The organism is Citrobacter sp. CK194 (genome assembly GCF_030333395.1).
In the GTDB taxonomy this organism is placed as follows: domain Bacteria; phylum Pseudomonadota; class Gammaproteobacteria; order Enterobacterales; family Enterobacteriaceae; genus Citrobacter_B; species Citrobacter_B koseri.
The window spans coordinates 308,050-334,191 of sequence record NZ_JAOWGA010000017.1 but is presented as its reverse complement, the minus strand read 5'-3'; the positions used below and the strand labels follow the sequence as shown (position 1 = coordinate 334,191).

Sequence of the window (26,142 nt, the reverse complement as noted above, 5' to 3'; positions counted from 1 at the left end):
TATGCTACGGCGGTTCCCGGGGGCAGGATTTGATTTATATCGGATTAACAGCTTTTGCCACGGAATAATAATGACGATGGATGTCGAAGTACCTATAAAGGATTATATTAAGGAGCGTGAAGGTGAAATGTTTTTTACCGTATCGCGGTGATAAAAATAAGGGGGTGGGCAGTGTGCCAACCCCCGTTTATTATTTTATGGGTGTTTGATAAAGCGGGAAAGACGCTGTATCAGCAAGCGGTTTTCCTGGCGTAGCCGGTCATTTTCTTCCAGCAAGGTCAGCGTCATCGCGATGCCCGGCCAGTCCAGCGCCAGCTCCTGGCGCAAGCGTAAAGCACGCTGCACGACGATCGCCGCATGATCGTCAAATAACCAGGATGCGGTTTCGTTCTCGCAGGGCTCGATCACCCCAAGCCCGACAATTTCGTTAAGCTCTTCCTCCGAAACCCCGGTATGCAGGCAAAATTCGGTAATTGTAAAGGTGACGGTTACGTTAGCCATTATGCTTTCCCCCACTCTTTGCGTGGATCAAAGGAGGACTGCGCGTCCGCCAGTTGCTGCCACAGGGCTGTGGCACTGTCGTCGGGTTTCGGCGGCATCACGATTTTGATCACAGCATACAGATCGCCCGTGTGTTTTTTACTGACCAGGCCTTTGCCTCTGATGCGCAGGCGCTGCCCGGCCTGACTGCCTGGCGGGATGGTCAGCAGAATCTTCTCTTTTAGCGTTGGTACGGCGACCTTCGCGCCCAGCGCGGCCTCCCACGGGGCGAGAGGAACCACAATCTCCAGATCCTGATTGACGATATCAAACAGAGGATGCGGCGCGATATGAATCACTAACCACAGATCGCCATTCGGCCCGCCGTTTTCCCCCGGCGTTCCCTGGCCTTTCAGACGAATACGCTGTCCGTTGCCAACGCCTGCGGGAATTTTCACATTCAGCGTTTTAGGGATCTCACGCTCCACAAGACCGAACGCGTTATACACCGGCAAGTTATAGCTGATTGTACGGCTGTGCTCGGCAAGGGTTTCCTCCAGGAACACCGCCACTTCAATCTCAATATCGTGGCCGCGCGTCGCCTGACGCTGGCGGGATTGTCGGCCGTGTTGCCCAAAGATGGACGAGAAAATGTCGTCAAAATCTTCGGCGTTATAACTCTGGCCTTCGCCCTGCTGGAACTGTCGGTTGAACTGCGGATCGTTGCGGTGTTGCCACAATTGGTCGTATTCGGCGCGGCGCTGTTCATCACTCAGCACTTCCCATGCTTCCGCCACCTCTTTAAAGCGGGCTTCGGCATCAGGCTCTTTGCTGACATCAGGATGGTATTTGCGGGCCAGTCGGCGGTAGGCGGTCTTGATAGTCTTGAGATCGTCCGTCGGTTTCACGCCCATAATGGCGTAATAATCCTTTAATTCCATAGCGTTATCTCGCGTAAATCAATACATACGGCAGGGAATCCCCGGAAAAGTCATCGTTGTTAAGTGTAGGGTAAACCCGAAAGATGCGTATGAAAACAGCAAAATCATTATTAAAACTAATGCGTTTCGCCTGTAATAAGCGGGGCGATGCCGACATAACTTTACAGCGCAAAGGTTGCTAAAACCTTGTCAGTGGCTAAGATAACTCGCGTCAATCAGTGAGGATGTCATGGCGAAACGTCAACAACTGGGATGGTGGTTCCTCTGCCTGGCATGTGTTGTGGTGATAGTGTGCACCGCGCAGCGCATGGCGGGTCTGCACGCCTTGCAGATGGCGCCAGCCGCGACGGCGGTCGTCACTCAGGCGGATAGCTCGTCTGCTGATGATGCCTCGCCCGTGACGCCATGCGAACTCAGCGCGAAATCATTGCTTGCCGCGCCGCCCGTGTTGTTTGAAGGGGCGATTCTCGCGCTGTGTCTGTTGTTGTCCCTGCTGGCGCCCGTACGCGCCGTACGCCTGCCATTCTTTCCACCGCGAGCAATCTCGCCTCCCACACTCAGAGTCCATCTACGCTTCTGCGTATTCCGTGAATGACAGTCTGGCCGTTGCTGACTGTTAATTACCTGTTCACGGAGAAAAAATATGATCACTGTTTTCAGGCAGACTTTGTGCTGTCTGTTATTGCTATGGCTGCCCGTCTCGTGGGCGGCAGAAAGCGGCTGGCTGCGCTCGCCGGATAACGACCATGCCAGCGTCCGCCTGCGCGCGGACACGTCCCCGGAAGGCGAAACCCGGCTACTGTTGGATGTAAAACTGGAAAACGGCTGGAAAACCTACTGGCGTTCGCCGGGGGAAGGGGGCGTGGCGCCCGCCATTGCCTGGAAAGAAAATATACCTGCGGTTGACTGGTTCTGGCCGACGCCGTCGCGCTTTGACGTCGCCGGTATGACCACTCAGGGTTATCACCACCGCGTGACCTTCCCGATGGCGGTTCGCGGTCCGTCACCCGCGATGCTCAGCGGCGTGCTGACCTTGTCTACTTGCAGCAATGTCTGCCTGTTGACCGATTACCCCTTTACCCTCAAACCTTCGGCGCATGACCCGGCGTTCGCGCATGACTATGCCCAGGCGATGGGGCAGATCCCGCTCTCCCGGGGGCTGACGCAGACGCTCAGCGTGGGCGCTCGTCCTGGTGCGCTGGTGGTTGAAGCCACGCGTGCCGGAGGCTGGTCATCGCCAGCATTGTTTCTCGACGCCGTTGATAACGCTGATTTTGGCAAGCCGCAACTGCGTGTTGAGGGCGAAAAACTGCTGGCGACGGTTCCTGTCAGCGACGGCTGGGGAGAAGGGGCGCCCGATTTGCGTGGTCAAACGGTCACGCTGGTACTGGTGAATGACGGCGTGGCTCAGGAAAGTACCCTGGCGATCGGCAGTACGACGGCAAAAATGGCCGATAGCGGCGAACTGCCGCTCTGGCAGGTGATGTTGATGGCGCTGGCGGGTGGGTTGATTCTCAACCTGATGCCCTGCGTGCTGCCCGTACTGGGGATGAAGCTCGGCTCGATTCTGCTCGTCGAAGAGAAAAGTCGTCAGCGGATACGGCGGCAGTTTCTGGCGTCGGTTGCCGGGATTATTGCCTCTTTTATGGCGCTGGCGATGCTAATGACCGTTCTGCGGCTGACCCATCAGGCGCTTGGGTGGGGCATTCAGTTCCAGAGCCCGTGGTTTATCGGGTTTATGGTGCTGGTGATGTTGATCTTCAGCGCCAGCCTGTTCGGGCTGTTTGAATTCCGTCTGCCTTCCGCGATGACGACCCGACTTGCCACCCACGGCGGCAACGGGATGGCCGGTCATTTCTGGCAGGGCGCGTTTGCCACGCTGCTGGCGACGCCGTGCAGCGCGCCGTTTCTCGGGACGGCCGTTGCGGTGGCGTTGACGGCCTCCTTTCCGGTGTTATGGGGGCTGTTTCTCGCGCTCGGGGTGGGGATGAGCCTGCCGTGGCTGTTTGTCGCGCTACGCCCTGGTCTGGCGCTGCGCCTGCCGCGCCCCGGACGCTGGATGAACGGATTGCGGCGCGTACTGGGCGTTATGATGCTTGGTTCGGCAATCTGGCTGGCGACGCTCCTGTTGCCGCATCTGGGATACGCGACAAGCAGCCCGGCGAAAGAGCGCGTCGTCTGGCAGCCGTTGAGCGAACAGGCGATCCAGGACGCGCTTGCGCAGCACAAACGCGTATTCATTGACGTTACCGCTGAGTGGTGCATTACCTGCAAGGTCAATAAGTACAACGTGTTACAGCGAGAAGAGATACAGGATGCGCTGCAACAGCCGGATGTTGTCGCATTGCGCGGCGACTGGACGCTGCCTGCGGATGACATCACCGACTTTTTGAAAAAACGCGGTCAGGTGGCTGTGCCGTTTAACCAGATTTATGGCCCCGGTTTACCGCAGGGTCAGTCATTGCCCACGTTGCTGACGCGCGATGCGGTGCTGCAAACGTTGCGCGATGCGAAAGGAGTTACGCCATGAAATATCTGATGATTATGCTGTTAGCGTTGTTTACCGGTCTGAGCGTGGCGAAAGAACCCGCGCCGTTTACGCCGGAGCAGGAAAAGCAAATTGAAGCGCTGATCCAGGAAGCGCTGTTTAACGATCCTGCCAGCCCACGGATAGGCGCGGAGAAGGCGACGCTGACGCTCGTCAACTTTACGGACTACAACTGCCCGTACTGCAAGCAGCTTGATCCGTTGCTGGAGAAAATCGTGCAAAAGTATCCGCAGGTCGCGGTAGTGATTAAGCCGCTGCCGTTTAAGGGCGAAAGCTCGGTACTGTCGGCGCGTACCGCGTTAACCACCTGGCGTGAGCACCCGCAGCAGTTTTTAGCGCTACATGAGAAACTGATGCAGAAAAAGGGCTACCACACCGCCGCCAGTATTAAACAGGCGCAGGAAAAGTCCGCCGCCACGCCGGTTACGCTGGATGAGAAAAGCATGGAGACGTTGAGCACCAATCTGCAACTCGCCCGGCTGGTTGGCGTTCAGGGGACGCCGGCAACCATCATTGGCGACGAGATGATCCCCGGCGCGGTATCGTGGGAGACCCTTGAGGCGGTGGTGAAAGAAAAACTGGCGGTGGCCCATGCTCAGTAAACTGCGCCGCTGGCTGCGTGAAGGCGCGATCTTACTGGTTCTGCTGGCAGGCGTGATAATCCTGCTGGATGTCTGGCGTTCTCCGCAGATGCCAGCCATGTTTGACAGCACGCCGCTGCATACGCTGGACGGGGAAGCCGTAACGCTGGCGTCGATCAGTGAAGAACGCCCGGTGCTGCTCTACTTCTGGGCGAGCTGGTGCGGTATCTGCCGTTTCACCACGCCGGATGTCGCCCGTTTGCAGTCGGAAGGGGAGAACGTCATGACCATCGCGCTGCGTTCCGGTAATGATGGGGAGGTTTCCCGCTGGTTATCGCGTAAAGGGGTGGCGTTCCCCGTCGTGAATGATAGCGGCGGTGAGATATCACGAAACTGGGAAATCAGCGTCACGCCAACGCTGGTGGTGGTGTCGAAGGGGCAGGTGGTAACTACGACCAGCGGCTGGACCAGCTACTGGGGCATGAAGTTACGTCTGTGGCGGGCAGCCATGTTTTGATAGCGTGCCGGGGAAACCCGGCATTTTTTAACCCATTGTAAGGATGTGTAAGACGAGCGGAGAGCGTGTTTTTTGTTATTTTTACTGCTTTTTTACTGACGCCAGTTATTATTTTTTACCGCTGCCTGACGTTGCAAACCTGAATTGATAATGGCATATCTGTTTTAATTGAATGAAAGTCTGTGATACGTTCAGGCGATTTTTTCGATTTCCATTTTGACAGGGATAACAATTCAATGCGCAAGGGTAAAATTATTGTTGCATCAATGATGGTGCTTTGTGTCCTTATTTTTGTTGCGGCGGCGGCATGGTTTATGCTGTTCCAGGGAGAAATGACGGAGCCGACAGGGGAGGAAAAACAGGCGGCGATTTTACACGCTGCGGGCCTGATGAAATCAGAGACCCAGGATAAAAAATCAGTCGAAACGCTCTATCATCGTTATATTATTCAACGCCATGTTAATTTAGATTCCGGCGAGCTGGTGGCTGAAAGCAGCATGGACGCCGCGCGCCAGAAGTGTGAAAAACTTGCCCCTGAACGCGACCCAGCGCAGGTTCGTCAGCGCTGTACGGTGGCGGATGTGTTCTTTGTGAAAGATAAAAATAATGAAATTCAGCAGGTTATCATTCCGGTTATCGGTAAAGGCGCGAAATCCATGATGCATGCGTTTCTTGCTCTGGGGCTGGACGGTCGTACGGTGAGAAATCTGTATTATTATCAGCAACGGGAAACGCCGTTTCTGGGGGCTAGGGTGGAAGACGCCAACTGGCGCAAACAGTGGCCAGGGAAACGATTATTAGATAACAGCGGACATCCTGCATTGAAAATAGTACAAGATAAACCTGAACATGCCGATGAATATACCGTTGACGGTATTTCCGGTGCGACGTTGACATCAACCGGCGTTGAGAAAAGTATTAACTACTGGATGGGGCCGCAGGGATATGGTCAATTCTTACAGCGTCTTGCCAGCGATCGAAATAACCTTAATCTTTGAATATTGCTGTACGCAATAACGCGTTTTATTTCTGCCTGCCGACAATGAATGACATCACTGTCGGCAGGGGAATTTATTCCTCTGTTACCGCGCCTGCCTTGCCGTTAATTCCATGAGAAAAACAGGGAGATAACGTCCCTTTTATCAACGCATAATGTGTGTGTTCATCACGATTTGATGAAATAAGTTTACATAACTTGTCGTCTGCTGACATTTTTATGATCCAGGTCATGTACAACGCGACAAAAAGATATAATGATAATAATTATCATTTGTATTCTTTGGCGGTGTGCACGTGCGTAACTTCCGTAACTCTTTGTTGGTTACTCTCTTTGGCTTGTTTATAAGCATGAGTGTCTGGGCGTCGACGAATTATGCGCCTTTGATTGAAGATATCGAACAACGTCTTGATAAAACAGCGGAACTTTATCAGCAACAGCATACCGACGAGGCGCGCCGCACGGTACAAATGGCCTATTTCGAGGTGTTCGAGAACCTGGAAGGGCCGATCCGCATCAACATTTCCGCGCGCAAAAGTTACGAGATGGAGAGCGCATTCGGCGAGATCCGTCGAATGATTGGCGAGAAAAAACCGCTCGCTGACGTTCAGGCGCGCATTGACTGGCTGAAAGCCGCACTGCGCGAAGTTGAACCGGTGCTGGATGGCGGACATCGTCTGGTGGCCGAAGAGCAGCACAACGCGCTGTCCAGAGACGACATTGCCGTTCACTGGCAGGAGAGTTTCAGGACGATCGACGATCTGCTGGCGCAGGCGGTCACTGAATATCAGGCCGGGAACTACAGCGTTGCCAGTCAGCACGTTCAACAGGCGCACTATCAGGGCTTTAAAAACTCTGAGATGGAGATGTCCCTCAGACAAAACCGTTCTGCAAAAGATGCCGCCGCCATTAACCAACAATTCTCATCCCTGATTGCGCTGACCGCGCAACCTGACCATCTCAACGATGTCTCTTATCAGGTCACTACGCTGCTACAGGATATCGAGGATATCTTACCCGGCTTGCCAACCACCCGTGACGATCAGCAGGTTGCCGCGGCGCAAAGCGCAGACAACATTCCGGCGGCGGACGAGGGAAATAACCGTACCGACTGGGCTGAGGTGACGACGGGAATTAACCAGAGCATTCAGGACGCGATAGCGCGCTATCAGGGCGGCGACGCGAAGAATGCGATTCTGGATATCCAGGATACCTACTTCGACCGCTTCGAAGCCAGCGGCATGGAAAACAAAATCGGCTCTCGCGATTCGGCATTTAAAACCACGCTGGAGGCGTATTTTACCCGCCTGGTCAGTCTGATGAAGGCCGGTCAGCCGGTTGAGCGCCTGAATGCGGAGGCCAGCGCGCTGGCGCAGGATTTGCAAAAAGCCGTGACGATGCTGGGCGAAGGCGAAGAAACCCAGTGGAGTCTGCTGCTCTATAGTCTGATGATCATCGTGCGCGAGGGGCTGGAAGCGCTGCTGATTGTGGCGGCAATCGTGGCCTACATGGTGAAAAACAACCATCAGGATAAGCTGCCGCTTATTCGTCAGTCGGTAATTGTGGCGCTGATCGCCAGCGTCATCACCGCCGCTATCTTCCAGATGCTGTTTACTAACTCCGGCGCCAGCCGTGAACTGCTGGAAGGCATAACGATGCTGATTGCCGTCGTGATGCTGTTCTTTATGAGTTACTGGCTGCTGTCCAAAGTGGAAGCGCGCCACTGGAAAGCCTGGCTGGAAGGCAAACTGTCTCATTCCCTGTCGCGAGGCTCCCTGGTCGGACTATGGCTGACCAGCTTCCTGGCGGTCTACCGCGAAGGGGCGGAAACGGTGCTGTTCTATTACGCTCTGATTGGCGATGCAAACACGGTGTCCGGCCATATGGCGATTGGCGCCGGTTTTGTGATTGGCTGCGTGGTGCTGCTGCTCGCCTGGCTGGTGATGCGTTACTCAGTGGTGCGCCTGCCGCTGAAACCCTTCTTTATGTTTACCGGCAGTTTCATGTATCTGATGGCCTTCGTCTTTGCGGGCAAAGGCGTCCTGGAACTGGTGGAAGGCAAACTGTTCCAGCCTACGTTGATTAACGGCTTCCCTGAAATCAGCTGGCTGGGGATTTATCCCTACGTGGAAACGTTGTTACCGCAGGTCGTATTGCTGCTCGCGGCGCTGGTGGCGCTGTGGGTGATGCGGCGCAAAAGCGCGGTTCCCGGGGAGACGATAAAAAATAACCCATAATCGTTGTATAGCCGTTGTTTTAGACGAGAGGATACGTTTGATGACCATGAAGAAAACCCTGATTGCCAGCGCAGTGATGGCCAGCATTTTCACTGCGCCAGCCGCGTTTGCTTTTAAAGAGTACCCGGCAGGCGAGCCTGTCACCATGAATGAAATGGAGCTGGCGGCCGTTTACCTGCAACCGATTGATATGGAACCGCGCGGCATGGGCTTACCGGCAGCAAAAGCCGATGTTCACCTTGAAGCGGATATCCACGCTGTAGAAGGCAATAAAAACGGTTTTGGCGCAGGGGAATGGATCCCGTACCTGACCATCAGCTACACCCTGGTCAACAACGACACGGGCGAAAAACAGGAAGGCACCTTCATGCCGATGGTTGCCAGCGACGGCCCGCACTATGGCGCGAACATCAAAATGATGGGCGTGGGCAACTATAAAGTGACCTACCACATTGAACCGCCGTCAAAAGCCGGGATGCATCGCCATACTGACAGCGAAACAGGCGTAGGCCGCTGGTGGAAACCGTTTGATGTGAGCTACGAGTTTAAATATGTCGGTCTGAACTAAAACCGACTAACCAACGCGCCTGGAGGATTCCCCCTTCTGGCGCGTTGGTCAGACCGATCATATGCCCGTCGCCTAATTCAACCCGCCGTACAGAGTCGAAGTTATGAGTTACTTTTTCGTCACGACGCTACAGGTCTTTTTCTGCATTGCGCTTCTTTCCGGTGTTCTCTGGAGTCGAAACGATCCTCCCTCTTTACGTCCACTGACCTGGACGCTGCTGACCGGGCTGATTGCCGGCGTGCTGGCGGGACTGTTTATTCACGGCAGCCAACCGGTACAACTGCTGCTGGTTGGGGCGGAGGTCATGGTATCGCTGCTGTTTGTCCTCAGTTTCTGGTGGGCTTCAACGCGTATCCGCTATCTGTGGCAGGGGATTCTGATTTTCGGCGCTGCCCGCCATTGGGCGCTGGACCCTAATCTGGGCGGGCTGACCAGTACGCATGTGCTGAATACTGACCTGCTGTTAAACCTGACGGCCGTCGTTCTCGCTTTTGCGATCCTCTGTCTGGCGGGCGTACTCTGCGCGATGCTGCTGCGGCGTATTCGCGGCCTGTACTGGCCGTTAACGCTGATTCTGCTGGTGATGATCTGGCTGCCGCTGAGCGGCAACCTGCTGTTGTTGCTGATGAAATTACAGGTTGTTCCGCTGGGAAAATCACTGCTGAGCTTCGTGGCGAAAGTCACAAATAACACGGCGCTGTATAACTGGGCGGGAGCCGCGCTGCTGCTGGCCCTGGCGCTGTGCTGGCTTCCGGCGCTGTTGCGGGCTTTTCGACAGACGCGGGAAACCGAAGAACCGATCGCTCACCGTCTGGCGCTGGCGCAGCGTCGCAATGCTTTACGGCTATGGCTGGTCACAATCGGCTGCGCGGTGGTCGTTATCGCAGGCCAGCTGTGGTGGGATAAAGTGGCCTCGCAGCCGCCGCAACTCTCTGAAGCCGTGCCCGTAACGCTGGGGAGCGATGGCATGGTGCGCCTGCCGGTCGAACAGCTTCGTGACGGTAAACTGCATCGTTTCGTCTGGGTGGCGGACGATGGCAAAGCGGTGCGCTTCTTCGTGATTAACCGCTATCCCGACAAGCTGCGTTTTGGCGTGGTGTTCGACGCCTGCCTGCTGTGCGGCGATCAGGGTTATGTCATGGAGGGCAATCAGGTTATCTGCGTCGCCTGCGGAGTGCATATTTTTATTCCGTCTATCGGCAAGGCTGGTGGTTGTAACCCGGTGCCGATTGAAAACTGGCACAATGATGAAAAAGAGCTGGTGATTCCCGGTAAAGAACTGGCGACAGGGGTGAACTACTTCTCAACGGTCATGACCATTAAAGTGACCGATCCGGTCGATGGTTCAACGTTGACCAATACCTCAGCCGATTACAAATACAGCTATGGCGGCAAGACCTGGTTCTTCTCGTCAGAGGCTAACTATGAACGCTTCCGTGAAACGCCGGAGCAGTTTGTTCCTGCCGACATGAGGGAGGAATAATCATGCTGTGGCGGATGTTACGACAATCCTGGGGGCGCAATTTACGCCGCAAAGTGCTGGCGATAATCACCGTTTTTCTGGCCTCCAGCCTGATCTCGGCGCTGCTGGCGGTGTCCATTGATATCGGCGACAAAATGTCCAGGGAGCTGAAGTCTTATGGCGCGAATATTTTGATTGAACCCGCCGGACAGGCTGCGCTGCCCGCGCTGTTTAGTGAGAGCAGTAATCCGCTTTCCGGTCAGGATTTTCTTGATGAAGCCGAACTGCCGAACATCAAAGATATCTTCTGGCGAAACAACATTGTCGGGTTTGCGCCGATGCTCGGCGGCGAAGCCAGCGTGGAGGGAGAACCGGTGCGGATTCTGGGCACCTTCTTCAGTCAGCCAGTGGATATTCCTGATGAAGAGGGATATGAGACGGGGCAGAAAACGGTCAGCCCTTACTGGCAGGTGACCGGCGACTGGCCGCAGGAACCGGCAGGCGCAGAGCCGCAGACCTTAGTCGGGCACGCGCTGGCGCGGCAAATGGGCTGGAAACCCGGTGATAAGCTGACATTACGTACCGAAGGCGAAGCGGTGCAGGTCACCGTCAGCGGTATCCTCTCCAGCGGCGGCGATGAAGATAACCAACTGGTGATGCCGCTAAGTACGGTACAGCACCTGCTGGGGCTCCCCGGAAAAGTGCAGGCGATTCGCGTCTCGGCGCTGACGGTGCCGGAAAACGAACTGTCCCGCCGCGCGCGGGAAAACCTGGACGCGCTCAATGCCGAAGAGTACGACCTCTGGTATTGCACGGCCTATGTGTCGTCGATCGCGCATCAGCTGGAAGAGGCGATTTCCGGCGCGGAAGTGCGCCCGGTATGGCAGGTCGCGGCGTCTGAAGGGGTGGTGATCGATAAAATTCAGCTGCTGATGGCGGTCGTTACCGTCGCGGCGCTGGCGGCTTCCGCAATGGGGATCGCCTCGCTGATGACCAGCACCATTATGGAACGCGCCAAAGAGATCGGTTTGATGAAGGCGCTGGGTGCGCGACAGTGGCAAATCATGCTGCTGTTCTACCTGGAAGCGGCGTCCAGCGGGCTGGCGGGCGGCGCGCTGGGATGTATTGCCGGGTGGGGGCTGGCGAAAGCGATTGGCGTCATGCTCTTCGATGCGCCGCTTAATTTTGCCTGGATTGTGGTGCCGTGCGTACTGGTGATTGCGGTATTGATTGCGTTGATCGGCACCTGGTTCCCGGCCCGGCGGATCGCCCGACTGTATCCTGTGGAGGTGCTGTATGGCCGCTAAACGTACCATGCTCTGGCTGCTGGTGTGGCGGGCGCTGCGTCTGCGTTTTCAGCGGGTCAGCGTGGTGTTTGCCGCGCTGATGGTGGGGGCGACCATCGTGACGGCGCTTTCTGCCGTCTGGTTCGACATTAATACCAAAATGAGCGAAGAACTGCGCACCTTCGGCGCGAATTTTTACATCGGGCCGGGGCACGGTTCCAGTATGCCACAGCAGGAGTTGCAGAGCATTCTCGATCAGGCGCCGCAGGGGCTGGTGCATGGCGCCAGTCCGTGGTTGTACGGCATGGCGCGCACCGAGCTGGAAAAAGTGGTGATGGTTGGCGTGTGGTTCGAGTCGCTGCAAAAACTGGTGCCGTACTGGCAGGTCACCGGTAGCTGGATTGGCGTCAGTTTTGACGACCGTAACGCGATGATCGGCGTCAAACTGGCGGAACGCCTCAACGTGCAGCCGGGCGACAGCATCACGCTGGTGGATCACAATCAGCGTAAGAATTTGCAGATTAAAGGCATTGTGGAGTCTGGCGATGCGACGGACAACATGCTGATCGTCAGCCTCGACGTGGCGCAGGCCTGGCTGCATCAGCCGGGCAAAATCAGCCACGGCTTGCTGAGCGTCAGTAACGATGTCGGCCAGGTGGAGAACTACGCCAGCCGGTTGCAGGCGCAGTATCCTGACCTGGAGATTCGTCCGGTGCGTAAGGTCTCTGCTTCCGAAGGGCAGGTGCTGGATAAAATTAAAGGTCTGATGGGGCTGGTCTCGATCGTGATTCTGGCGCTCTCTTCGCTGTGCGTGAATACCACGCTGATGGCGATTGTCGGCGAGCGGGCGCGCGAGTTTGCGCTGCAAAAAGCGCTTGGTTCCAGCAACGGCGATATCGTGCGGCAAATTCTGCTGGAAACCAGCATCATCGCGCTGGCGGCGGTGGCGTGCGGCTGGGTGCTGGGATATTTGCTGGCGCAACTGTTGGGGTTAACGGTGTTTAATGCCGCCATTTCGCTGCGTCTGCCGGTGTTGCCCATTACTCTGGTGTTGTCTTTACTGGTCGCCATTCTGGCGGCGATTGTTCCGGTGCGACGCGCGGTAAGCGTCGAGCCTGCTAAAGTGCTGAAAGGAGAGTAGCGCCATGTCCGTTACGCATATCCCTCAGGTGGCGATCGAAACCCGCCACTTATACAAACGGTTCGGTGACGTTACCGCCCTGGATGACATTAATCTGCGCATTGCGCAGGGTGAATTTGTCGCCATTATGGGCGCTTCTGGTTCTGGTAAAACCACGCTGATGAATATTCTGACGTGCCTTGATACGGCGACGGAAGGGCAGGTGTTTCTTGACGGCACCGATGCCGCCGCGCTGGATGAAGAGGGGCGCCGTCGCTTTCGCGCCGAGAAAATCGGCCTGGTATTTCAGCAGTTCCATTTGATCCCGTTCTTAACTGCGCTGGAAAACATCATGCTCGCCCAGCATTACCACAGCGTGGTGGATGAAGCGGCGGCGAGGAAGGTGCTGGAGCAGGTAGGGCTTGGGCATCGTGTGACGCACCTGCCGAGCCAGCTTTCCGGTGGTGAGCAGCAGCGTGTGTGTATCGCCCGGGCGCTGGTCAACGAACCGCCGGTTATTTTCGCGGATGAACCGACGGGCAACCTGGATGAAGAGAATGAGCAGCGGGTGCTGGATCTGCTCACCGATCTGCATCGTCAGGGGCGCACGATTGTGATGGTGACGCACAACCCTGCGCTTGGGCAGTTTGCCGACCGTATTCTGCGGCTGCAACACGGTAAATATCTGGGGGAGGAGGCCAATCAACATGCGCTGGCATAATGTGCTGTTACTCGCGGCGGCGATCCTGATAAGCGGGTGTAAAGAAGAAAAGCTGGCGGTCGGGGCACCGGCCCCGGCGCTGGCGGCGTTTGATCTGCAAGGCCAGGAGTCAGGCCTTGAACGCTGGCAAGGAAAGGCGGTGTACCTGAATTTTTGGTCTGCGGGATGCGGGGGGTGTCTGGCGGAAATGGACACGCTGGAAGCGCTGAGCAAAAAATGGGGCGATAAAGTGGTGGTTGTGGCGGTCAATACCGACCCTGAAACGGTCAGGATTAACGATCTGCTGGCAAAGCATCAGATAACCTATCCGGTGGTGCGCGATCAGCTCAACATTACCCAGGAACGTTATCAGGTGATCGGCACGCCGACTTCCGTACTGATTGACCCCGAAGGACGCGTTCTGGAGCTACACCAGGGTATGCGTAAGCCGCCTGAGTTAGAGGCCACGTTTGCGCGCCTGGCGGCGCGATGAACGACGCGTACGGAGAGATACCCAATGGCATTTATCTGGAACGACGAAAGCCTTGCGATTCTGCGGGAAAACGCGGGCATCCTCACGACAGAGCAGATAGCGCAACTGCTTCACACTAATATTACCGCCGTGCGGAATATGGCCTATCGGCTGAAACTGAGCCTTCGGGTAACGGCGTATAATCACCGACGCATAGCGCAGGTTCAGGCGCTTTATGCCTCTGAGACGTTGAGTCTCAAAGAGATCGCGGCGAAAACGGGGCTGACGGCCAGTACCGTGCAATATATCGTGTACGTGAAATCAAAAAATAAGCCCTACGCCACCACGGAATATGTCTCTTTTGAAACGGAGAACGCCGTTCATTACCGCGTGCAAAAAGAATTTGTCGATACGGAGCGTTCCCTGCTGGACAACATCTCTGATAACACGCGATTTCGTGAACTGTATCTGACGGACGGCACTTTTTATTGCGCCCGCAATATTAAGTATGAGGTTTTTATCTCGGAATAACCGGAACATGCTGACCTGCCGGTTATCTTCTGGAATCTCCCGTTTTGCGAAACCGTTCCCGGAAAAATGTCATATTTCTGTCACACTCTATGAGGATTGATAACAACAAGAGGTTGTAGGGATGAAAAAATCGATACTCGTCGCCGCTGTGGCAGGGGCTGTTTTATTGTCGTCCGCCGCGCAAGCGCAGACAACGCCGGAAGGTTATCAACTGCAACAAGTGTTGATGATGAGCCGACACAACTTGCGCGCGCCGTTGGCCAATAATGGCAGCGTGCTGGAGCAGTCCACGCCGAATCAGTGGCCGGAGTGGGATGTGCCCGGCGGGCAGCTCACCACGAAAGGCGGTGTGCTGGAAATTTATATGGGCCACTACATGCGAGAATGGCTGGCGGAGCAGGGGATGGTCACGTCAGGCGAATGCCCGACGCCGGACACGGTATATACCTATGCCAACAGTCTGCAACGCACCGTTGCGACGGCACAATTCTTTATCACCGGCGCTTTCCCTGGGTGCGACATTCCGGTACATCATCAGGAAAAAATGGGCACGATGGACCCAACGTTTAATCCAGTGATCACCGATGACTCTGCGGCGTTTAGCCAGAAAGCGGTGCAGGCGATGGAAAAAGAGCGCAGCCAGATGCAGCTTGACGACAGCTATCAACTGCTGGCGCAGATGACGGACTACAAAGATTCACCGTCCTGCAAAGAAAAACAGCAGTGTTCGCTGACCGAAGCCAAAGACGCCTTTAGCGCGAAGTATCAGGAGGAGCCTGGCGTTTCGGGGCCGCTGAAAGTCGGCAACTCGCTGGTGGATGCGTTTACGCTGCAATACTACGAAGGCTTCCCGATGGATCAGGTCGCCTGGGGCGAGATTAAATCCGATCAGCAGTGGAAAGTCCTGTCAAAGCTGAAGAACGGGTATCAGGACAGCCTGTTTACCTCGGGTGAAGTGGCGCGCAACGTCGCCAAACCGCTGGTCAAATATATTGATAAAGCGCTGGTGACTGACCGTAGCAGCGCGCCGAAAATTACCGTTCTGGTGGGGCATGACTCGAATATTGCTTCGCTGCTGACGGCGCTGGATTTCAAACCTTACCAGTTGCACGATCAGTACGAACGCACCCCGATTGGCGGCAAGATTGTGTTCCAGCGCTGGCATGACAGCAAAGGCAATCGCGACCTGATGAAAATCGAATATGTGTATCAGAGCTCGCAGCAGTTGCGTAACGCGGACGTCCTGACGCTGAAATCACCGGCGCAGCGCGTCACGCTGGAACTGGCAGGATGCCCGATAGACGCAAACGGCTTCTGTCCTCTTGATAAGTTCGATAACGTGTTGAACAGCGCGGCAAAATAGCAGAGGTTCTCCCCCGCGCAGGCGGGGGAGAAAAGGTCAGACATTTTTACGTTCGATGGTTTGTTCGCCCCAAAATAGCGAATCTTTATCCGTCTTCTCAAAGGCTTTAAGCAACACTTCGTCGCTGCCTTCCTCCCAAATTTTTTCAGCCAGTTTCTCGTCATACTTCGCGACTTCAAAAATGGCTTCGGCTATTTCTGGTGATGTATTACGCAGACTTGCCCATTCGCCGACGTGATGAGCCTTCGCTTCTTGAGTTGGCATTCGAATCCTCCTGTTGAAGATTAGCCGTTGAGTTTTACTGCCAGACCTGCAACATATTCACCCTGATAGCGAGCGATAGAAAGTTCTTCCTGGCTTGGCTGGCGTGAACCATCGCCCCCGGCAATTGTGGTGGCGCCGTATGGCGTACCGCCGCGAACCTGCGAGACGTCAAACAGTTCCTGCGCGGCGTAACCGATAGGGACAATCACCATGCCGTGGTGAGCCAGCGTGGTCCAGGTTGAGGTAATGGTTTGTTCCTGACCGCCGCCGGTGCCTGTCGAGCTGAATACGCTGGCGAGTTTTCCATACAACGCGCCGGATGCCCACAAACCGCCCGTCTGGTCCAGGAAGGTGCGCATCTGGCCTGACATATTGCCAAAGCGCGTCGGCGTACCAAAAATGATGGCGTCGTAATCAGGCAGTTCCTGCGGGGTTGCGACTGGTGCGTTTTGTGTTTTACCTCCGGCCTTTGCGAAGATTTCAGGCTGCATCGTTTCCGGTACGCGTTTGATAATGACTTCTGCGCCGTCCACTTTGTTTGCCCCTTCCGCCACCGCATGCGCCATAGTTTCGATGTGTCCGTACATGGAATAATAAAGCACCAGAATTTTTGCCATTTTGCACTACTCCTCGAGTTAACCGTGTCCGTAGCGATTCGCTACCTCTATTTAAAGATATGACGTCCTGGAGAGAGTGCAAATATCACAACCATTTCTTTGATTTATAACAAAATTTATCAGCGTCGTTTTTGTTGCAAAATGATACATTTTTCGCCGTTCGGATTTCTTTAACCATAAGAGAGGCTTATTGATTTCCTGGGGGGATTATTCCTGTCCCCCTGACGAACCTGTTGCAGAATATTACGATTTACTGGTCAGCCGGGGTAACTTCGCTAAGCTTAGTTCCGCGTGGCAATAATTGTGGCGTCTGCCATATGCCGCGTGAGGAGATCTTCCTCAACACCGATGCAATATGATGTCTAATCTATGACGGAGGTCAGTAATGGCAAACCATCGGGGCGGTTCCGGTAATTTTGCGGAAGACCGCGAAAGAGCATCAGAAGCAGGTCGTAAAGGTGGCCAGCACAGCGGGGGCAACTTTAAGAATGACCCGCAGCGTGCATCAGAAGCAGGCAAAAAAGGGGGCAAAAGCAGTCACGGTAACCGTAACAGCTAGCCTGTAAGTTAACGCCATAATGTTTAGCGCATGCCGCTGGTAAACGTTATGATGCCACCGCCGCCGGTTCCTCCGGCGGTTTTTTTGTCCGTAAGATTGAAGTGTCGCCGCAGGCGACGCAAACTAAGCGTTCTGACGTTCAAAAAGAAAAAAGCGCCGTTGCCACGGTATCCTGGCGGCAATAAAACAAGGAGAGGGCGCATGGTTCAACGCGCAGAGAAAAAAACAGGTAAACGTTCACAGGCCGTCAGCGCCAAGCGCCAGGCGATTTTAACCGCTGCATTAAACACGTTTTCCCAGTACGGTATTCATGGTTCACGTCTGGAGCAGGTGGCTGAGCAGGCGGGAGTGTCCAAAACCAATTTGCTCTATTATTACCCGTCGAAAGAGGCGCTTTATGTCGCCGTACTGCGGCAAATCCTTGATATCTGGCTGGCGCCGTTAAAGGCCTTTCGTGAAGATTTCGCGCCGCTGGTGGCGATCAAAGAGTACATCCGTCTTAAACTGGAGGTCTCCCGTGATTATCCGCAGGCTTCCCGGCTTTTTTGCATGGAGATGCTGGCGGGCGCGCCGTTGCTGATGGAAGAACTGACCGGGGATTTGAAGGCGCTGATTGACGAAAAATCGGCATTGATTGCCGGATGGGTAAACAGTGGAAAACTGGCGCCCGTCGATCCGCATCACCTGATCTTTATGATTTGGGCTTCAACGCAGCATTACGCCGATTTTGCGCCTCAGGTCGAAGCGGTAACGGGCGCAACGCTGCGTGATGAAGCCTTTTTCAATCAAACGGTCGAAAGCGTACAGCGGATGATTATTGAAGGCATTCGCGTACGTTAACCGGCAGGCGGCAACGGACAGCTCAAATCACCTTCCTCACATTGCAGCAGCGAAGCTAAAAACGCTTCGCGTTCGTCCGTTTTGTCCGTCATGCACTGGCTGGCGATCATCGGCTGTATACTGCCGCCTTCCGTGCCGGAACTGACCAGCGCGCAGTCGGCGTCCCGCAGGGCAATCCAGGCGATTTGCGCTTTTTTCAGCAAGTCACGCTGCGGCGGTTCGGCGCGTTTTAGCGCATTCTGGTACGTCTCATTGAGTTTTTTATCGGCGGTTTGAAATTGCGCGGCGGCGCAGGTGTTCATCTCCATTTGCGTGCTGGCGTTGGCGCAGTCATCGGCCAGTGCCTGAGCGCTGAGTAGCAGCGCAGCACATGTGAATATAATTCGCTTCATACTTCCCTCTGGCTCTAAAACATTGCCGGATGGCGGCTTTGCCTGATCCGGCCTACAAATGTGTTTTGTAGGCCCGGTGAGCCGTAGCGCCACCGGGCATTTTCCAAAGCCTTAATTAACCACAGCCTTAACCAATTGTCATCAGGCTGGCGTTACCACCTGCCGCAGCGGTGTTAACGCTGAGCGAGCGCTCGATATACAGACGCTCCAGCAGGATATTGGTTTCACCACGGGCAAAGCCCTGTACCGACACGATCGCGCCGTCACGGGCGGCTACCGCCTCGCACAGCGCCCGTAGCTGATCGGAATCGCCGTGGAAGATCACCGCATCGAACGGCTGCGAAGTCAGCGTGTCCGCTTTCGCAAACTGAATACGTTCACAAACCGCAGCAGGCAGGCGCTTCGCCAGTTCGCGATGGAAGGCATCGTCCGGCCACAAAATCAGACTACCGACCGCTGTCACGGCGGCGACCTGCACCAGAGCGTCCTGCTCGTCATCAGCCAGACACAATACGCGTTCACGCGGCAGTAACGTCCAGGTATTGCGCTCACCGGTAGGGCCAGGCAACAAACGCTGGGTTCCGGCCTGCGCCAGCTCGCTAAACTGCTGACAAAGCGTATGCAAAGCCGGGCGATCCGCCGCCCACCCGGTCAGCGCGTCAAGCGGCTGAGTCAGCGCGGCTTTAAGCTGGGCATCCACCGGGTAGTCCGCATCCTGACGGGCAAGCGTAATGCCCAGCGCGTTTTCCGGGCGATTTGCCAACAGACGGTAGAGATAGAGCGGACCGCCCGCTTTCGGCCCGGTGCCGGACAAGCCTTCGCCGCCAAATGGCTGGACGCCCACGACCGCGCCTACCATATTACGGTTGACGTACAGGTTGCCTGCGTGCGCTGAACCGGTGACCTGCGCAATGGTCTCGTCAATTCGAGTATGTACGCCCAGTGTCAGACCGTAGCCGGAGGCGTTGATCTGCGCAATCAGTTCGGGAAGGTGATTACGAGTGTAACGCACCACATGCAGCACCGGCCCGAAGATCTCTTTTTGCAGCTCATCAAAACTTTCCAGCTCAATCAGCGTTGGCGGAACAAAGGTGCCGGTTTGCCATTCGCGCGCATCATCGCTGTTTTCACGTACGGCCTGGAATACCGGACGACCTTTCGTACGCATCGCCTGAATATGGCGCTCGATATTGGTTTTGGCTTCGTTATCGATAACCGGGCCAATGTCGGTGGTCAGACGGCCCGGATTACCCATGCGGCATTCCGCCATTGCCCCGCGCAGCATTTTCAGGGTGTGGTCGGCGATATCATCCTGCAAGCACAGTATGCGCAGCGCCGAGCAGCGCTGCCCGGCACTGTCAAACGCAGATGCCAGCACATCCACAACCACCTGTTCGGTAAGGGCGGAGGAGTCCACGATCATGGCGTTCATCCCGCCGGTTTCCGCAATCAGCGGAATCGGGCGACCCTGCGCATCCAGACGGGTGGCGATGTTACGCTGCAATAAGCTGGCGACTTCGGTCGAGCCGGTAAACATCACGCCGCGTACGCGCTCATCGGAGGTTAACTGCGCCCCAACGGTTTCCCCCTGGCCGGGCAGCAACTGCACTACGCCCGGCGGAACACCGGCTTCCAGTAAGATGGCGATGCCCTGGGCGGCAATCAGCGGCGTTTGTTCCGCCGGTTTCGCCAGGACGCTGTTGCCCGCCGCCAGCGCAGCGGCAATTTGTCCGGTGAAGATGGCCAGCGGGAAGTTCCACGGGCTGATACAGACGACCGGGCCTAAAGGACGATGCGTTTCGTTATCAAAGTCATCGCGTACCTGCCCGGCGTAGTAGTGGAGGAAATCCACCGCTTCGCGTACTTCTGCAATAGCATTACTGAAGGTTTTCCCGGCTTCACGAACCAGAATGCCAATCAGCTGCTGCATTTGGCCTTCCATTAATACCGCTGCGCGTTGCAGGATGGCGGCGCGTTCCTGCGGTGGCGTCGCGAACCAGATAGGGGCGTTGTTAACCGCGTTTTGTAGCGCTTGTTCAACGTCCGCAGCGCTGGCTTCGCGCACGTAGCCGACGATGTCTTTCGGCTCTGCCGGGTTGATCACCGGCGTCATCTCTCCGTCAGCGACCGGCTGTTCCAGCATCGGTTTGGCCTGCCATTTTTGCAGCGCATTGTTCAACAGGGCGGAGGAGAGGGAAGCCAGACGGTGTTCGTTAGCCAGATCCAACCCGCCGGAGTTTTCCCGGCCTTGTCCGTAGAGGTCGCGAGGCAGCGGGATTTTCGGATGCGGCAAGCCGGTTTGCCCTTCTTGCTGCGCCAGTTTTTCCACGGCCTCCACCGGGTCGGCGACCAGTTCATCCAGCGGCAGCGTGGCGTCGGCAATACGGTTAACGAAGGAGGTGTTAGCGCCGTTTTCCAGCAGGCGGCGCACCAGATACGCCAGCAGCGTTTCATGCGTGCCGACCGGGGCATAAATACGACACGGACGGTTGAGTTTGCCATCCGCCACTTTACCGGTGACCTGCTCGTACAGCGGTTCGCCCATGCCGTGCAGACACTGGAATTCATACTGGCCCGGATAGTAGTTCTGCCCCGCCAGTTGATAAATCGCCGCCAGAGTATGGGCGTTATGGGTCGCAAACTGCGGGTAAATCAGATTCGGTACGGCGAGCAGTTTTTTCGCGCAGGCCAGATAAGAAACGTCGGTATAGACCTTGCGGGTGTAAACCGGGTATCCCTCCAGTCCGTCCATTTGGGCGCGTTTGATTTCACTGTCCCAGTACGCGCCTTTCACCAGGCGGATCATCAGGCGACGACGGCTACGCGTGGCGAGATCGATCAGATAATCAATCACAAACGGGCAGCGTTTCTGATAAGCCTGAATTACGAAACCGATGCCGTTCCAGCCAGCCAGTTCCGGCTCAAAACAAAGTTTTTCCAGCAGGTCGAGGGAGATTTCCAGACGGTCAGCTTCTTCGGCGTCGATGTTGATGCCGATATCATACTGACGCGCCAGCAGCGTCAGGGATTTCAGGCGCGGATACAGCTCCTCCATCACGCGGTCATACTGCGCGCGGCTGTAGCGCGGGTGCAGGGCGGAAAGCTTGATGGAGATCCCCGGCCCTTCATAAATTCCGCGTCCGTTAGACGCTTTGCCAATGGCGTGAATAGCCTGCTGATACGAGACCATATAAGCCTGCGCATCGGCGGCGGTCAGCGCCGCTTCGCCTAACATATCGTAGGAGTAGCGAAAGCCCTTGTCTTCCAGCTTACGCGCATTCGCCAGCGCTTCGGCGATGGTTTCGCCGGTGACGAACTGCTCGCCCATCAGGCGCATTGCCATGTCAACGCCTTTGCGGATCAGCGGCTCGCCGCTCTTACCGATAATCCGGTTCAGCGAGCGAGAGAGACTGGCTTCGTTGTGGGTAGAAACCAGCTTGCCGGTAAACAACAGACCCCAGGTGGCGGCATTAACAAACAGCGACGGGCTGCGGCCAATATGCGACTGCCAGTTGCCGTTGCTGATTTTGTCGCGGATGAGCGCGTCACGCGTCGCTTTATCCGGGATACGCAGCAGCGCTTCCGCAAGGCACATCAGCGCGACGCCTTCCTGCGAGGAGAGGGAGAACTCCTGCAACAGCCCCTGCACCATCCCGGCGCGACCGCTGGCCGTTTTCTGGTTACGCAGTTTCTCCGCCAGTTGATAGGCCAGCTTGTGGGCCTGCTCAGCCACCGGCTGCGGCAGACGCGCCTGCTCCATTAACATCGGCACCGCATCAGTTTCGGCGCGACGGTAAGCTGCGGTAATCGCGGCGCGGGAGACCGACTGAGGCAGGATCTGCTCGGCAAACTCAAGGAAAGGCTGGTGGTTTTCTTCCTGCTGTGCGGTTGACTCATCGCCTTCATTGGCGGCGCCAGCCAGCAGGGCGGGCAATTCCGGTAACGCCTCGTCGCTTTCCAGTTTTTCCAGATAATTAAAGATTGCCTGTTTGATCAGCCAGTGTGGGGTGCGATCAATTCGTGTTGCTGCTGTTTTAATACGTTCGCGCGTCGCGTCGTCCAGCTTAACCCCCATCGTGGTGGTTCCCATGCCGTCTACTCCTGTTGTTCTGATATGTGCTGCTGATAGTTATCGAGAAATATCCACCATGTTGCAACTTTGTGCAACCTCGTTAAATGTGACCTGCCTTGCAAGCTTAAAAATGAATGAAATGTTAAAAGAAGAGACGCTTCTGGATGGGATAAAAACAATAACCAAATCTTTTTCTCTGCGGCAGTTAACACTTTTGAAAGGTGCAACCTTAAAAAATGTGAGAGAGTGCAACCTGGAGAAAAATAGTATCCCATCCGAATAAAATTTGATGTAAATGATGTGTTAAATCGATTGTGAATGACCACCGCTTCCGGCAGGATACGGTCGCCCTGGTAAACATAAACACCATTGCCACGTTCCGGCAGGGTATAAAACGGCAGCTCTTATTATTGCCGGCACATAAAATCTGGAGACTTTTGATGGCTATTAGCACACCGATGTTGGTGACGTTTTGTGTCTATATCTTTGGCATGATATTGATAGGGTTTATTGCATGGCGTTCGACCAAAAACTTTGATGACTATATTCTCGGCGGCCGCAGCCTTGGGCCGTTTGTGACGGCATTATCCGCTGGCGCATCTGATATGAGCGGCTGGCTGCTGATGGGTCTGCCGGGGGCGATTTTCCTGTCGGGGATTTCTGAAAGCTGGATCGCGATTGGTCTGACGTTAGGGGCATGGATTAACTGGAAACTGGTGGCGGGACGTTTACGCGTCCACACTGAATTTAATGATAACGCCCTGACTCTGCCGGATTATTTTACCGGGCGTTTTGAAGATAAAAGTCGCGTTCTGCGCATTATCTCTGCCCTGGTTATCCTGCTGTTTTTCACCATTTATTGCGCATCGGGGATTGTGGCAGGGGCGCGTCTGTTTGAAAGCACCTTTGGCATGAGCTATGAAACCGCGCTGTGGGCGGGGGCGGCAGCCACCATTATCTACACCTTTATTGGCGGCTTCCTGGCCGTGAGCTGGACCGACACCGTCCAGGCCAGCCTGATGATTTTCGCCCTGATTCTGACGCCTGTTATGGTGATCATCAGCGTCGGCGGTTTTGGTGACTCCCTGGAAGTGATTAAACAAAAGAGCATTGAGAATGTGGATATGCTCAAGGGACTGAACTTTGTCGCCATTATCTCCCTGATGGGCTGGGGGCTGGGTTACTTTGGTCAACCGCATATTCTGGCGCGCTTTATGGCGGCGGATTCTCACCACAGCATCGTGCACGCGCGTCGCATCAGTATGAGCTGGATGATTCTGTGTCTGGCGGGGGCGGTGGCTGTCGGCTTCTTCGGCATTGCTTACTTTAACAATAACCCGGCACTGGCCGGAGCGGTGAACCAGAACTCGGAGCGCGTGTTCATTGAACTGGCGCAAATCCTGTTCAACCCGTGGATTGCCGGTATTCTGCTGTCCGCTATTCTCGCGGCGGTGATGTCGACGTTAAGCTGCCAGCTGCTGGTGTGCTCCAGCGCGATTACCGAAGATTTGTATAAAGCCTTCTTGCGTAAAGGCGCGAGCCAGAAAGAGCTGGTATGGGTAGGGCGCATTATGGTGCTGGTGGTTGCGCTGGTGTCTATCGCGCTGGCTGCTAACCCTGAAAACCGCGTGCTCGGTCTGGTGAGCTATGCGTGGGCGGGCTTCGGCGCGGCGTTTGGCCCGGTCGTGCTGTTCTCGGTGATGTGGTCGCGTATGACCCGTAACGGCGCGCTGGCCGGAATGGTTATCGGGGCGCTGACGGTTATTGTCTGGAAACAGTTTGGCTGGCTGGATCTGTACGAAATCATCCCTGGCTTCATCTTCGGCAGCATCGGGATTGTGGTCTTTAGCCTGCTGGGCAAAGCGCCGTCGTCGGCTATGCAAGAACGTTTTGCGAAAGCGGATGCGTATTACCACTCCGCACCGCCGTCGCGTTTACAGGCAGAGTAATCTGACCGCTGCCCGTTTACTTTCATAGCCCGCCATGCGCGGGCTTTTTATTCAGAATTGTGGCGTGTTTCTCTGTATGTCGATGAATGAAAGTATTAATTTTTACTATGAGCGTTCGGGTGAAATAATTTTGTAATATCTCTGTAAGAGACTATTGCCAGTGCAAAGGGGAACTTTGGTTAATGCATGGTAAATATGTTGTTGCATTAATGATAAATTATGTTGTACTAATACGTAATAGCGGTAGTTCCCGGCAGTGATGACACTTTTCACTATGGAGATCGCGAATGGTAAGGTCCTGTACTGGACACGTTTTTCGCAGTAACAGCAATAACTTATGCGGATGCCTCTCCTCCGGTAGCCCTGTCGTCACCGCTAAATTCCTCTCACTTCCTCTTTTTATCCCTGTTACTGACGCCGTATTCGGTGCGCGTAGCCGTGTAGGGCGTCTTTTCAAAAAACAAGCTATGGCTTACAAGGAAGCCAACCCTCAGATGTTCGTGCGCATAATCGTGCCGCCAACGGCGCGTGTGATGTATACCAACAACTCAAGGTGCTATCCATGGGAAGACAAAAAGCAGTGATCAAAGCTCGTCGTGAAGCAAAACGTGTGCTGAGACGGGATTCGCGTAGCCACAAACAACGTGAAGAAGAATCGGTCACCTCGCTTGTGCAGATGAGCGGCGTAGAAGCGATAGGCATGGCGCGTGATAGCCGTGACGCCACACCAATCGTAGCGCGAAATGAGGCTCAGGAGCACTACCTGAATGCTATCGAGAGTAAACAACTGATCTTCGCCACTGGCGAAGCCGGGTGTGGAAAAACCTGGATCAGTGCGGCAAAAGCAGCAGAGGCCCTGATACATAAAGATGTAGACAGGATTATTGTTACCCGTCCGGTTTTGCAGGCCGATGAAGATCTCGGCTTCTTACCAGGCGATATATCCGAGAAGTTCGCGCCTTATTTCCGGCCCGTCTATGACGTGCTGGTGAAACGCCTGGGCGCATCTTTTATGCAATACTGCCTGCGGCCTGAGATTGGTAAGGTGGAAATCGCGCCGTTCGCCTATATGCGCGGACGTACATTTGAAAATGCAGTCGTCATTCTTGACGAGGCTCAGAATGTGACTGCTGCGCAAATGAAGATGTTCTTAACGCGCCTCGGGGAGAACGTGACGGTTATCGTAAATGGCGACATTACCCAGTGCGATTTACCGGCTCATGTTCAATCAGGGTTAAGTGATGCGTTAGCTCGCTTTGAAGAAGATGAGATGATAGGTATTGTCCGTTTCCATAAAGACGACTGCGTGCGTTCGGCATTGTGCCAACGAACCCTTCATGCCTACAACTGAAGTGTCGTCAGATCTCATAGCCCGGGAAACCGGGCTTTGTTTTTTGTAGGCCGGATAAGGCGCTTGCGCTGCCATCCGGCGATGTGCGAGCGCCCGGTGGCGCTAACGCTTACCGGTCCTGGGGTGTTCTTGTAGGCCGGATAGCATGTGCAATAGGCGAAAAAAAAGCCCATACTTTCGTACGAGCTCTTTCTTGAATATGGCGGTGAGGGGGAGATTGACTCGCTTCGCTCGCCCTGCGGGCAGCCCGCTCTCTGCGTTCGCGGTCTGTCCAACTGGCTGCCGCCAGTTGTCG

At 55.3% G+C, this 26,142-nt stretch carries 25 protein-coding genes and 1 tRNA gene (1 of these 26 only partly in view); 19 read left to right on the top strand and 7 right to left on the bottom strand.

Annotation, left to right across the window (positions count from 1 at the left end; genetic code table 11):
* Nucleotides 1-195: 195 nt before the first annotated feature.
* Nucleotides 196-501 carry a chaperone modulator CbpM gene (gene cbpM / locus OGX80_RS10015; RefSeq protein WP_047457663.1) on the bottom strand — a complete coding sequence of 102 codons (306 nt, stop codon included), beginning with the start codon at nt 499-501 and terminating at the stop codon, nt 196-198.
* Complete coding sequence (cbpA, locus tag OGX80_RS10010) at nt 501-1,421, bottom strand: curved DNA-binding protein (protein ID WP_047457661.1); 921 nt, start codon at nt 1,419-1,421, stop codon at nt 501-503. Before cbpA ends, cbpM begins: the two co-directional genes overlap by 1 nt.
* A gap of 229 nt (nt 1,422-1,650) precedes the next feature.
* On the opposite strand from cbpA, the gene OGX80_RS10005 reads away from it, so the two are divergent.
* The 14 genes from OGX80_RS10005 (at nt 1,651) to agp (ending at nt 15,803) form a co-directional block, all read left to right on the top strand.
* Entirely contained in the window at nt 1,651-2,016 is a 366-nt protein-coding gene (locus OGX80_RS10005) for a hypothetical protein (protein ID WP_047457658.1), read from the top strand.
* A gap of 48 nt (nt 2,017-2,064) precedes the next feature.
* Nucleotides 2,065-3,951, top strand: a complete 1,887-nt coding sequence (locus tag OGX80_RS10000) for a cytochrome c biogenesis protein CcdA (protein ID WP_115181738.1) — start codon at nt 2,065-2,067, stop codon at nt 3,949-3,951.
* Nucleotides 3,948-4,571 (top strand): DsbA family protein, encoded by a 624-nt coding sequence (locus tag OGX80_RS09995; RefSeq protein WP_115181737.1) that lies wholly within the window; start codon nt 3,948-3,950, stop codon nt 4,569-4,571. The genes OGX80_RS10000 and OGX80_RS09995 overlap by 4 nt, the downstream gene beginning before the upstream one ends.
* The gene (locus tag OGX80_RS09990; protein WP_115181736.1) at nt 4,561-5,067 is read left to right on the top strand and encodes a protein disulfide oxidoreductase; all 507 of its coding nucleotides are present in this window, start codon (nt 4,561-4,563) and stop codon (nt 5,065-5,067) included. Before OGX80_RS09995 ends, OGX80_RS09990 begins: the two co-directional genes overlap by 11 nt.
* A 182-nt stretch (nt 5,068-5,249) precedes the next feature.
* Nucleotides 5,250-6,065, top strand: a complete 816-nt coding sequence (locus OGX80_RS09985; protein ID WP_115181735.1) for a Na(+)-translocating NADH-quinone reductase subunit C — start codon at nt 5,250-5,252, stop codon at nt 6,063-6,065.
* Between the two features lie 349 nt (nt 6,066-6,414).
* A complete protein-coding gene (locus OGX80_RS09980; RefSeq protein WP_012132915.1) occupies nt 6,415-8,301 on the top strand; it encodes an FTR1 family iron permease in 1,887 nt (628 codons plus the stop codon).
* Between the two features lie 40 nt (nt 8,302-8,341).
* Nucleotides 8,342-8,869, top strand: coding sequence for an iron transporter (locus tag OGX80_RS09975; RefSeq protein ID WP_012132914.1), 528 nt, complete (start codon nt 8,342-8,344; stop codon nt 8,867-8,869).
* Nucleotides 8,870-8,972: 103 nt separating this feature from the next.
* Nucleotides 8,973-10,352, top strand: coding sequence for a Fe-S-containing protein (locus OGX80_RS09970; protein WP_000119836.1), 1,380 nt, complete (start codon nt 8,973-8,975; stop codon nt 10,350-10,352).
* A gap of 2 nt (nt 10,353-10,354) precedes the next feature.
* Nucleotides 10,355-11,638, top strand: a complete 1,284-nt coding sequence (locus OGX80_RS09965; RefSeq protein WP_012132913.1) for an ABC transporter permease — start codon at nt 10,355-10,357, stop codon at nt 11,636-11,638.
* Nucleotides 11,628-12,758: an ABC transporter permease gene (locus tag OGX80_RS09960; protein WP_000729219.1), complete on the top strand. Its 1,131-nt coding sequence runs from the start codon at nt 11,628-11,630 to the stop codon at nt 12,756-12,758. Before OGX80_RS09965 ends, OGX80_RS09960 begins: the two co-directional genes overlap by 11 nt.
* Nucleotides 12,759-12,762: 4 nt before the next feature.
* Nucleotides 12,763-13,458: an ABC transporter ATP-binding protein gene (locus tag OGX80_RS09955; protein ID WP_000117262.1), complete on the top strand. Its 696-nt coding sequence runs from the start codon at nt 12,763-12,765 to the stop codon at nt 13,456-13,458.
* Nucleotides 13,445-13,930 (top strand): TlpA family protein disulfide reductase, encoded by a 486-nt coding sequence (locus OGX80_RS09950; RefSeq protein WP_012132911.1) that lies wholly within the window; start codon nt 13,445-13,447, stop codon nt 13,928-13,930. Before OGX80_RS09955 ends, OGX80_RS09950 begins: the two co-directional genes overlap by 14 nt.
* Nucleotides 13,931-13,954: 24 nt before the next feature.
* Nucleotides 13,955-14,440: a hypothetical protein gene (locus tag OGX80_RS09945; RefSeq protein WP_000874189.1), complete on the top strand. Its 486-nt coding sequence runs from the start codon at nt 13,955-13,957 to the stop codon at nt 14,438-14,440.
* A gap of 121 nt (nt 14,441-14,561) precedes the next feature.
* On the top strand, nt 14,562-15,803 hold the full coding sequence (gene agp, locus OGX80_RS09940; RefSeq protein ID WP_047457637.1) for a bifunctional glucose-1-phosphatase/inositol phosphatase: 1,242 nt from the start codon (nt 14,562-14,564) through the stop codon (nt 15,801-15,803).
* A gap of 36 nt (nt 15,804-15,839) precedes the next feature.
* Here the strand turns inward: agp and OGX80_RS09935 are convergent, their stop codons facing one another.
* Both OGX80_RS09935 and wrbA read right to left on the bottom strand, forming a co-directional pair.
* Complete coding sequence (locus tag OGX80_RS09935; protein ID WP_047457633.1) at nt 15,840-16,067, bottom strand: YccJ family protein; 228 nt, start codon at nt 16,065-16,067, stop codon at nt 15,840-15,842.
* Nucleotides 16,068-16,087: 20 nt separating this feature from the next.
* On the bottom strand, nt 16,088-16,684 hold the full coding sequence (gene wrbA / locus OGX80_RS09930; RefSeq protein ID WP_047457630.1) for an NAD(P)H:quinone oxidoreductase: 597 nt from the start codon (nt 16,682-16,684) through the stop codon (nt 16,088-16,090).
* A 385-nt stretch (nt 16,685-17,069) separates the two neighbouring features.
* Between wrbA and OGX80_RS09925 the strand changes: the two genes are divergently transcribed.
* Together OGX80_RS09925 and rutR are read left to right on the top strand one after the other, a co-directional pair.
* Nucleotides 17,070-17,243: a con-10 family general stress protein gene (locus tag OGX80_RS09925; protein ID WP_012132907.1), complete on the top strand. Its 174-nt coding sequence runs from the start codon at nt 17,070-17,072 to the stop codon at nt 17,241-17,243.
* Nucleotides 17,244-17,444: 201 nt separating this feature from the next.
* Nucleotides 17,445-18,083 (top strand): HTH-type transcriptional regulator RutR, encoded by a 639-nt coding sequence (rutR, locus tag OGX80_RS09920; protein WP_012132906.1) that lies wholly within the window; start codon nt 17,445-17,447, stop codon nt 18,081-18,083.
* Here the strand turns inward: rutR and OGX80_RS09915 are convergent.
* Complete coding sequence (locus tag OGX80_RS09915) at nt 18,080-18,475, bottom strand: lysozyme inhibitor LprI family protein (RefSeq protein WP_012132905.1); 396 nt, start codon at nt 18,473-18,475, stop codon at nt 18,080-18,082. The two genes, rutR and OGX80_RS09915, sit on opposite strands and share 4 nt — an antisense overlap.
* Before the next feature lie 127 nt (nt 18,476-18,602).
* Complete coding sequence (putA, locus tag OGX80_RS09910) at nt 18,603-22,565, bottom strand: trifunctional transcriptional regulator/proline dehydrogenase/L-glutamate gamma-semialdehyde dehydrogenase (protein WP_058668989.1); 3,963 nt, start codon at nt 22,563-22,565, stop codon at nt 18,603-18,605.
* On the opposite strand from putA, the gene OGX80_RS09905 reads away from it, so the two are divergent.
* From OGX80_RS09905 to phoH, 3 genes are all read left to right on the top strand, one after another.
* A complete protein-coding gene (locus OGX80_RS09905; RefSeq protein WP_142757156.1) occupies nt 22,564-22,830 on the top strand; it encodes a hypothetical protein in 267 nt (88 codons plus the stop codon). The genes putA and OGX80_RS09905 overlap by 2 nt on opposite strands.
* 157 nt (nt 22,831-22,987) lie before the next feature.
* The gene (putP, locus tag OGX80_RS09900; protein ID WP_024130454.1) at nt 22,988-24,496 is read left to right on the top strand and encodes a sodium/proline symporter PutP; all 1,509 of its coding nucleotides are present in this window, start codon (nt 22,988-22,990) and stop codon (nt 24,494-24,496) included.
* 562 nt (nt 24,497-25,058) lie between these two features.
* Complete coding sequence (gene phoH / locus OGX80_RS09895; protein ID WP_012132901.1) at nt 25,059-25,847, top strand: phosphate starvation-inducible protein PhoH; 789 nt, start codon at nt 25,059-25,061, stop codon at nt 25,845-25,847.
* Between the two features lie 200 nt (nt 25,848-26,047).
* Here the strand turns inward: phoH and OGX80_RS09890 are convergent.
* A tRNA-Ser gene (locus tag OGX80_RS09890) sits at nt 26,048-26,142 on the bottom strand (it continues 123 nt past the right edge of the window).

Coding starts and splice junctions, on each gene's coding strand:
- cbpM (WP_047457663.1), bottom strand. CDS start 501: ATGGCTAACGTAACCGTCACCTTTACAATTACCGAATTTTGCCTGCAT.
- cbpA (WP_047457661.1), bottom strand. CDS start 1,421: ATGGAATTAAAGGATTATTACGCCATTATGGGCGTGAAACCGACGGAC.
- OGX80_RS10005 (WP_047457658.1), top strand. CDS start 1,651: ATGGCGAAACGTCAACAACTGGGATGGTGGTTCCTCTGCCTGGCATGT.
- OGX80_RS10000 (WP_115181738.1), top strand. CDS start 2,065: ATGATCACTGTTTTCAGGCAGACTTTGTGCTGTCTGTTATTGCTATGG.
- OGX80_RS09995 (WP_115181737.1), top strand. CDS start 3,948: ATGAAATATCTGATGATTATGCTGTTAGCGTTGTTTACCGGTCTGAGC.
- OGX80_RS09990 (WP_115181736.1), top strand. CDS start 4,561: ATGCTCAGTAAACTGCGCCGCTGGCTGCGTGAAGGCGCGATCTTACTG.
- OGX80_RS09980 (WP_012132915.1), top strand. CDS start 6,415: ATGAGTGTCTGGGCGTCGACGAATTATGCGCCTTTGATTGAAGATATC.
- OGX80_RS09975 (WP_012132914.1), top strand. CDS start 8,342: ATGACCATGAAGAAAACCCTGATTGCCAGCGCAGTGATGGCCAGCATT.
- OGX80_RS09970 (WP_000119836.1), top strand. CDS start 8,973: ATGAGTTACTTTTTCGTCACGACGCTACAGGTCTTTTTCTGCATTGCG.
- OGX80_RS09965 (WP_012132913.1), top strand. CDS start 10,355: ATGCTGTGGCGGATGTTACGACAATCCTGGGGGCGCAATTTACGCCGC.
- OGX80_RS09960 (WP_000729219.1), top strand. CDS start 11,628: ATGGCCGCTAAACGTACCATGCTCTGGCTGCTGGTGTGGCGGGCGCTG.
- OGX80_RS09955 (WP_000117262.1), top strand. CDS start 12,763: ATGTCCGTTACGCATATCCCTCAGGTGGCGATCGAAACCCGCCACTTA.
- OGX80_RS09950 (WP_012132911.1), top strand. CDS start 13,445: ATGCGCTGGCATAATGTGCTGTTACTCGCGGCGGCGATCCTGATAAGC.
- OGX80_RS09945 (WP_000874189.1), top strand. CDS start 13,955: ATGGCATTTATCTGGAACGACGAAAGCCTTGCGATTCTGCGGGAAAAC.
- agp (WP_047457637.1), top strand. CDS start 14,562: ATGAAAAAATCGATACTCGTCGCCGCTGTGGCAGGGGCTGTTTTATTG.
- OGX80_RS09935 (WP_047457633.1), bottom strand. CDS start 16,067: ATGCCAACTCAAGAAGCGAAGGCTCATCACGTCGGCGAATGGGCAAGT.
- wrbA (WP_047457630.1), bottom strand. CDS start 16,684: ATGGCAAAAATTCTGGTGCTTTATTATTCCATGTACGGACACATCGAA.
- OGX80_RS09925 (WP_012132907.1), top strand. CDS start 17,070: ATGGCAAACCATCGGGGCGGTTCCGGTAATTTTGCGGAAGACCGCGAA.
- rutR (WP_012132906.1), top strand. CDS start 17,445: ATGGTTCAACGCGCAGAGAAAAAAACAGGTAAACGTTCACAGGCCGTC.
- OGX80_RS09915 (WP_012132905.1), bottom strand. CDS start 18,475: ATGAAGCGAATTATATTCACATGTGCTGCGCTGCTACTCAGCGCTCAG.
- OGX80_RS09905 (WP_142757156.1), top strand. CDS start 22,564: ATGCCGTCTACTCCTGTTGTTCTGATATGTGCTGCTGATAGTTATCGA.
- putA (WP_058668989.1), bottom strand. CDS start 22,565: ATGGGAACCACCACGATGGGGGTTAAGCTGGACGACGCGACGCGCGAA.
- putP (WP_024130454.1), top strand. CDS start 22,988: ATGGCTATTAGCACACCGATGTTGGTGACGTTTTGTGTCTATATCTTT.
- phoH (WP_012132901.1), top strand. CDS start 25,059: ATGGGAAGACAAAAAGCAGTGATCAAAGCTCGTCGTGAAGCAAAACGT.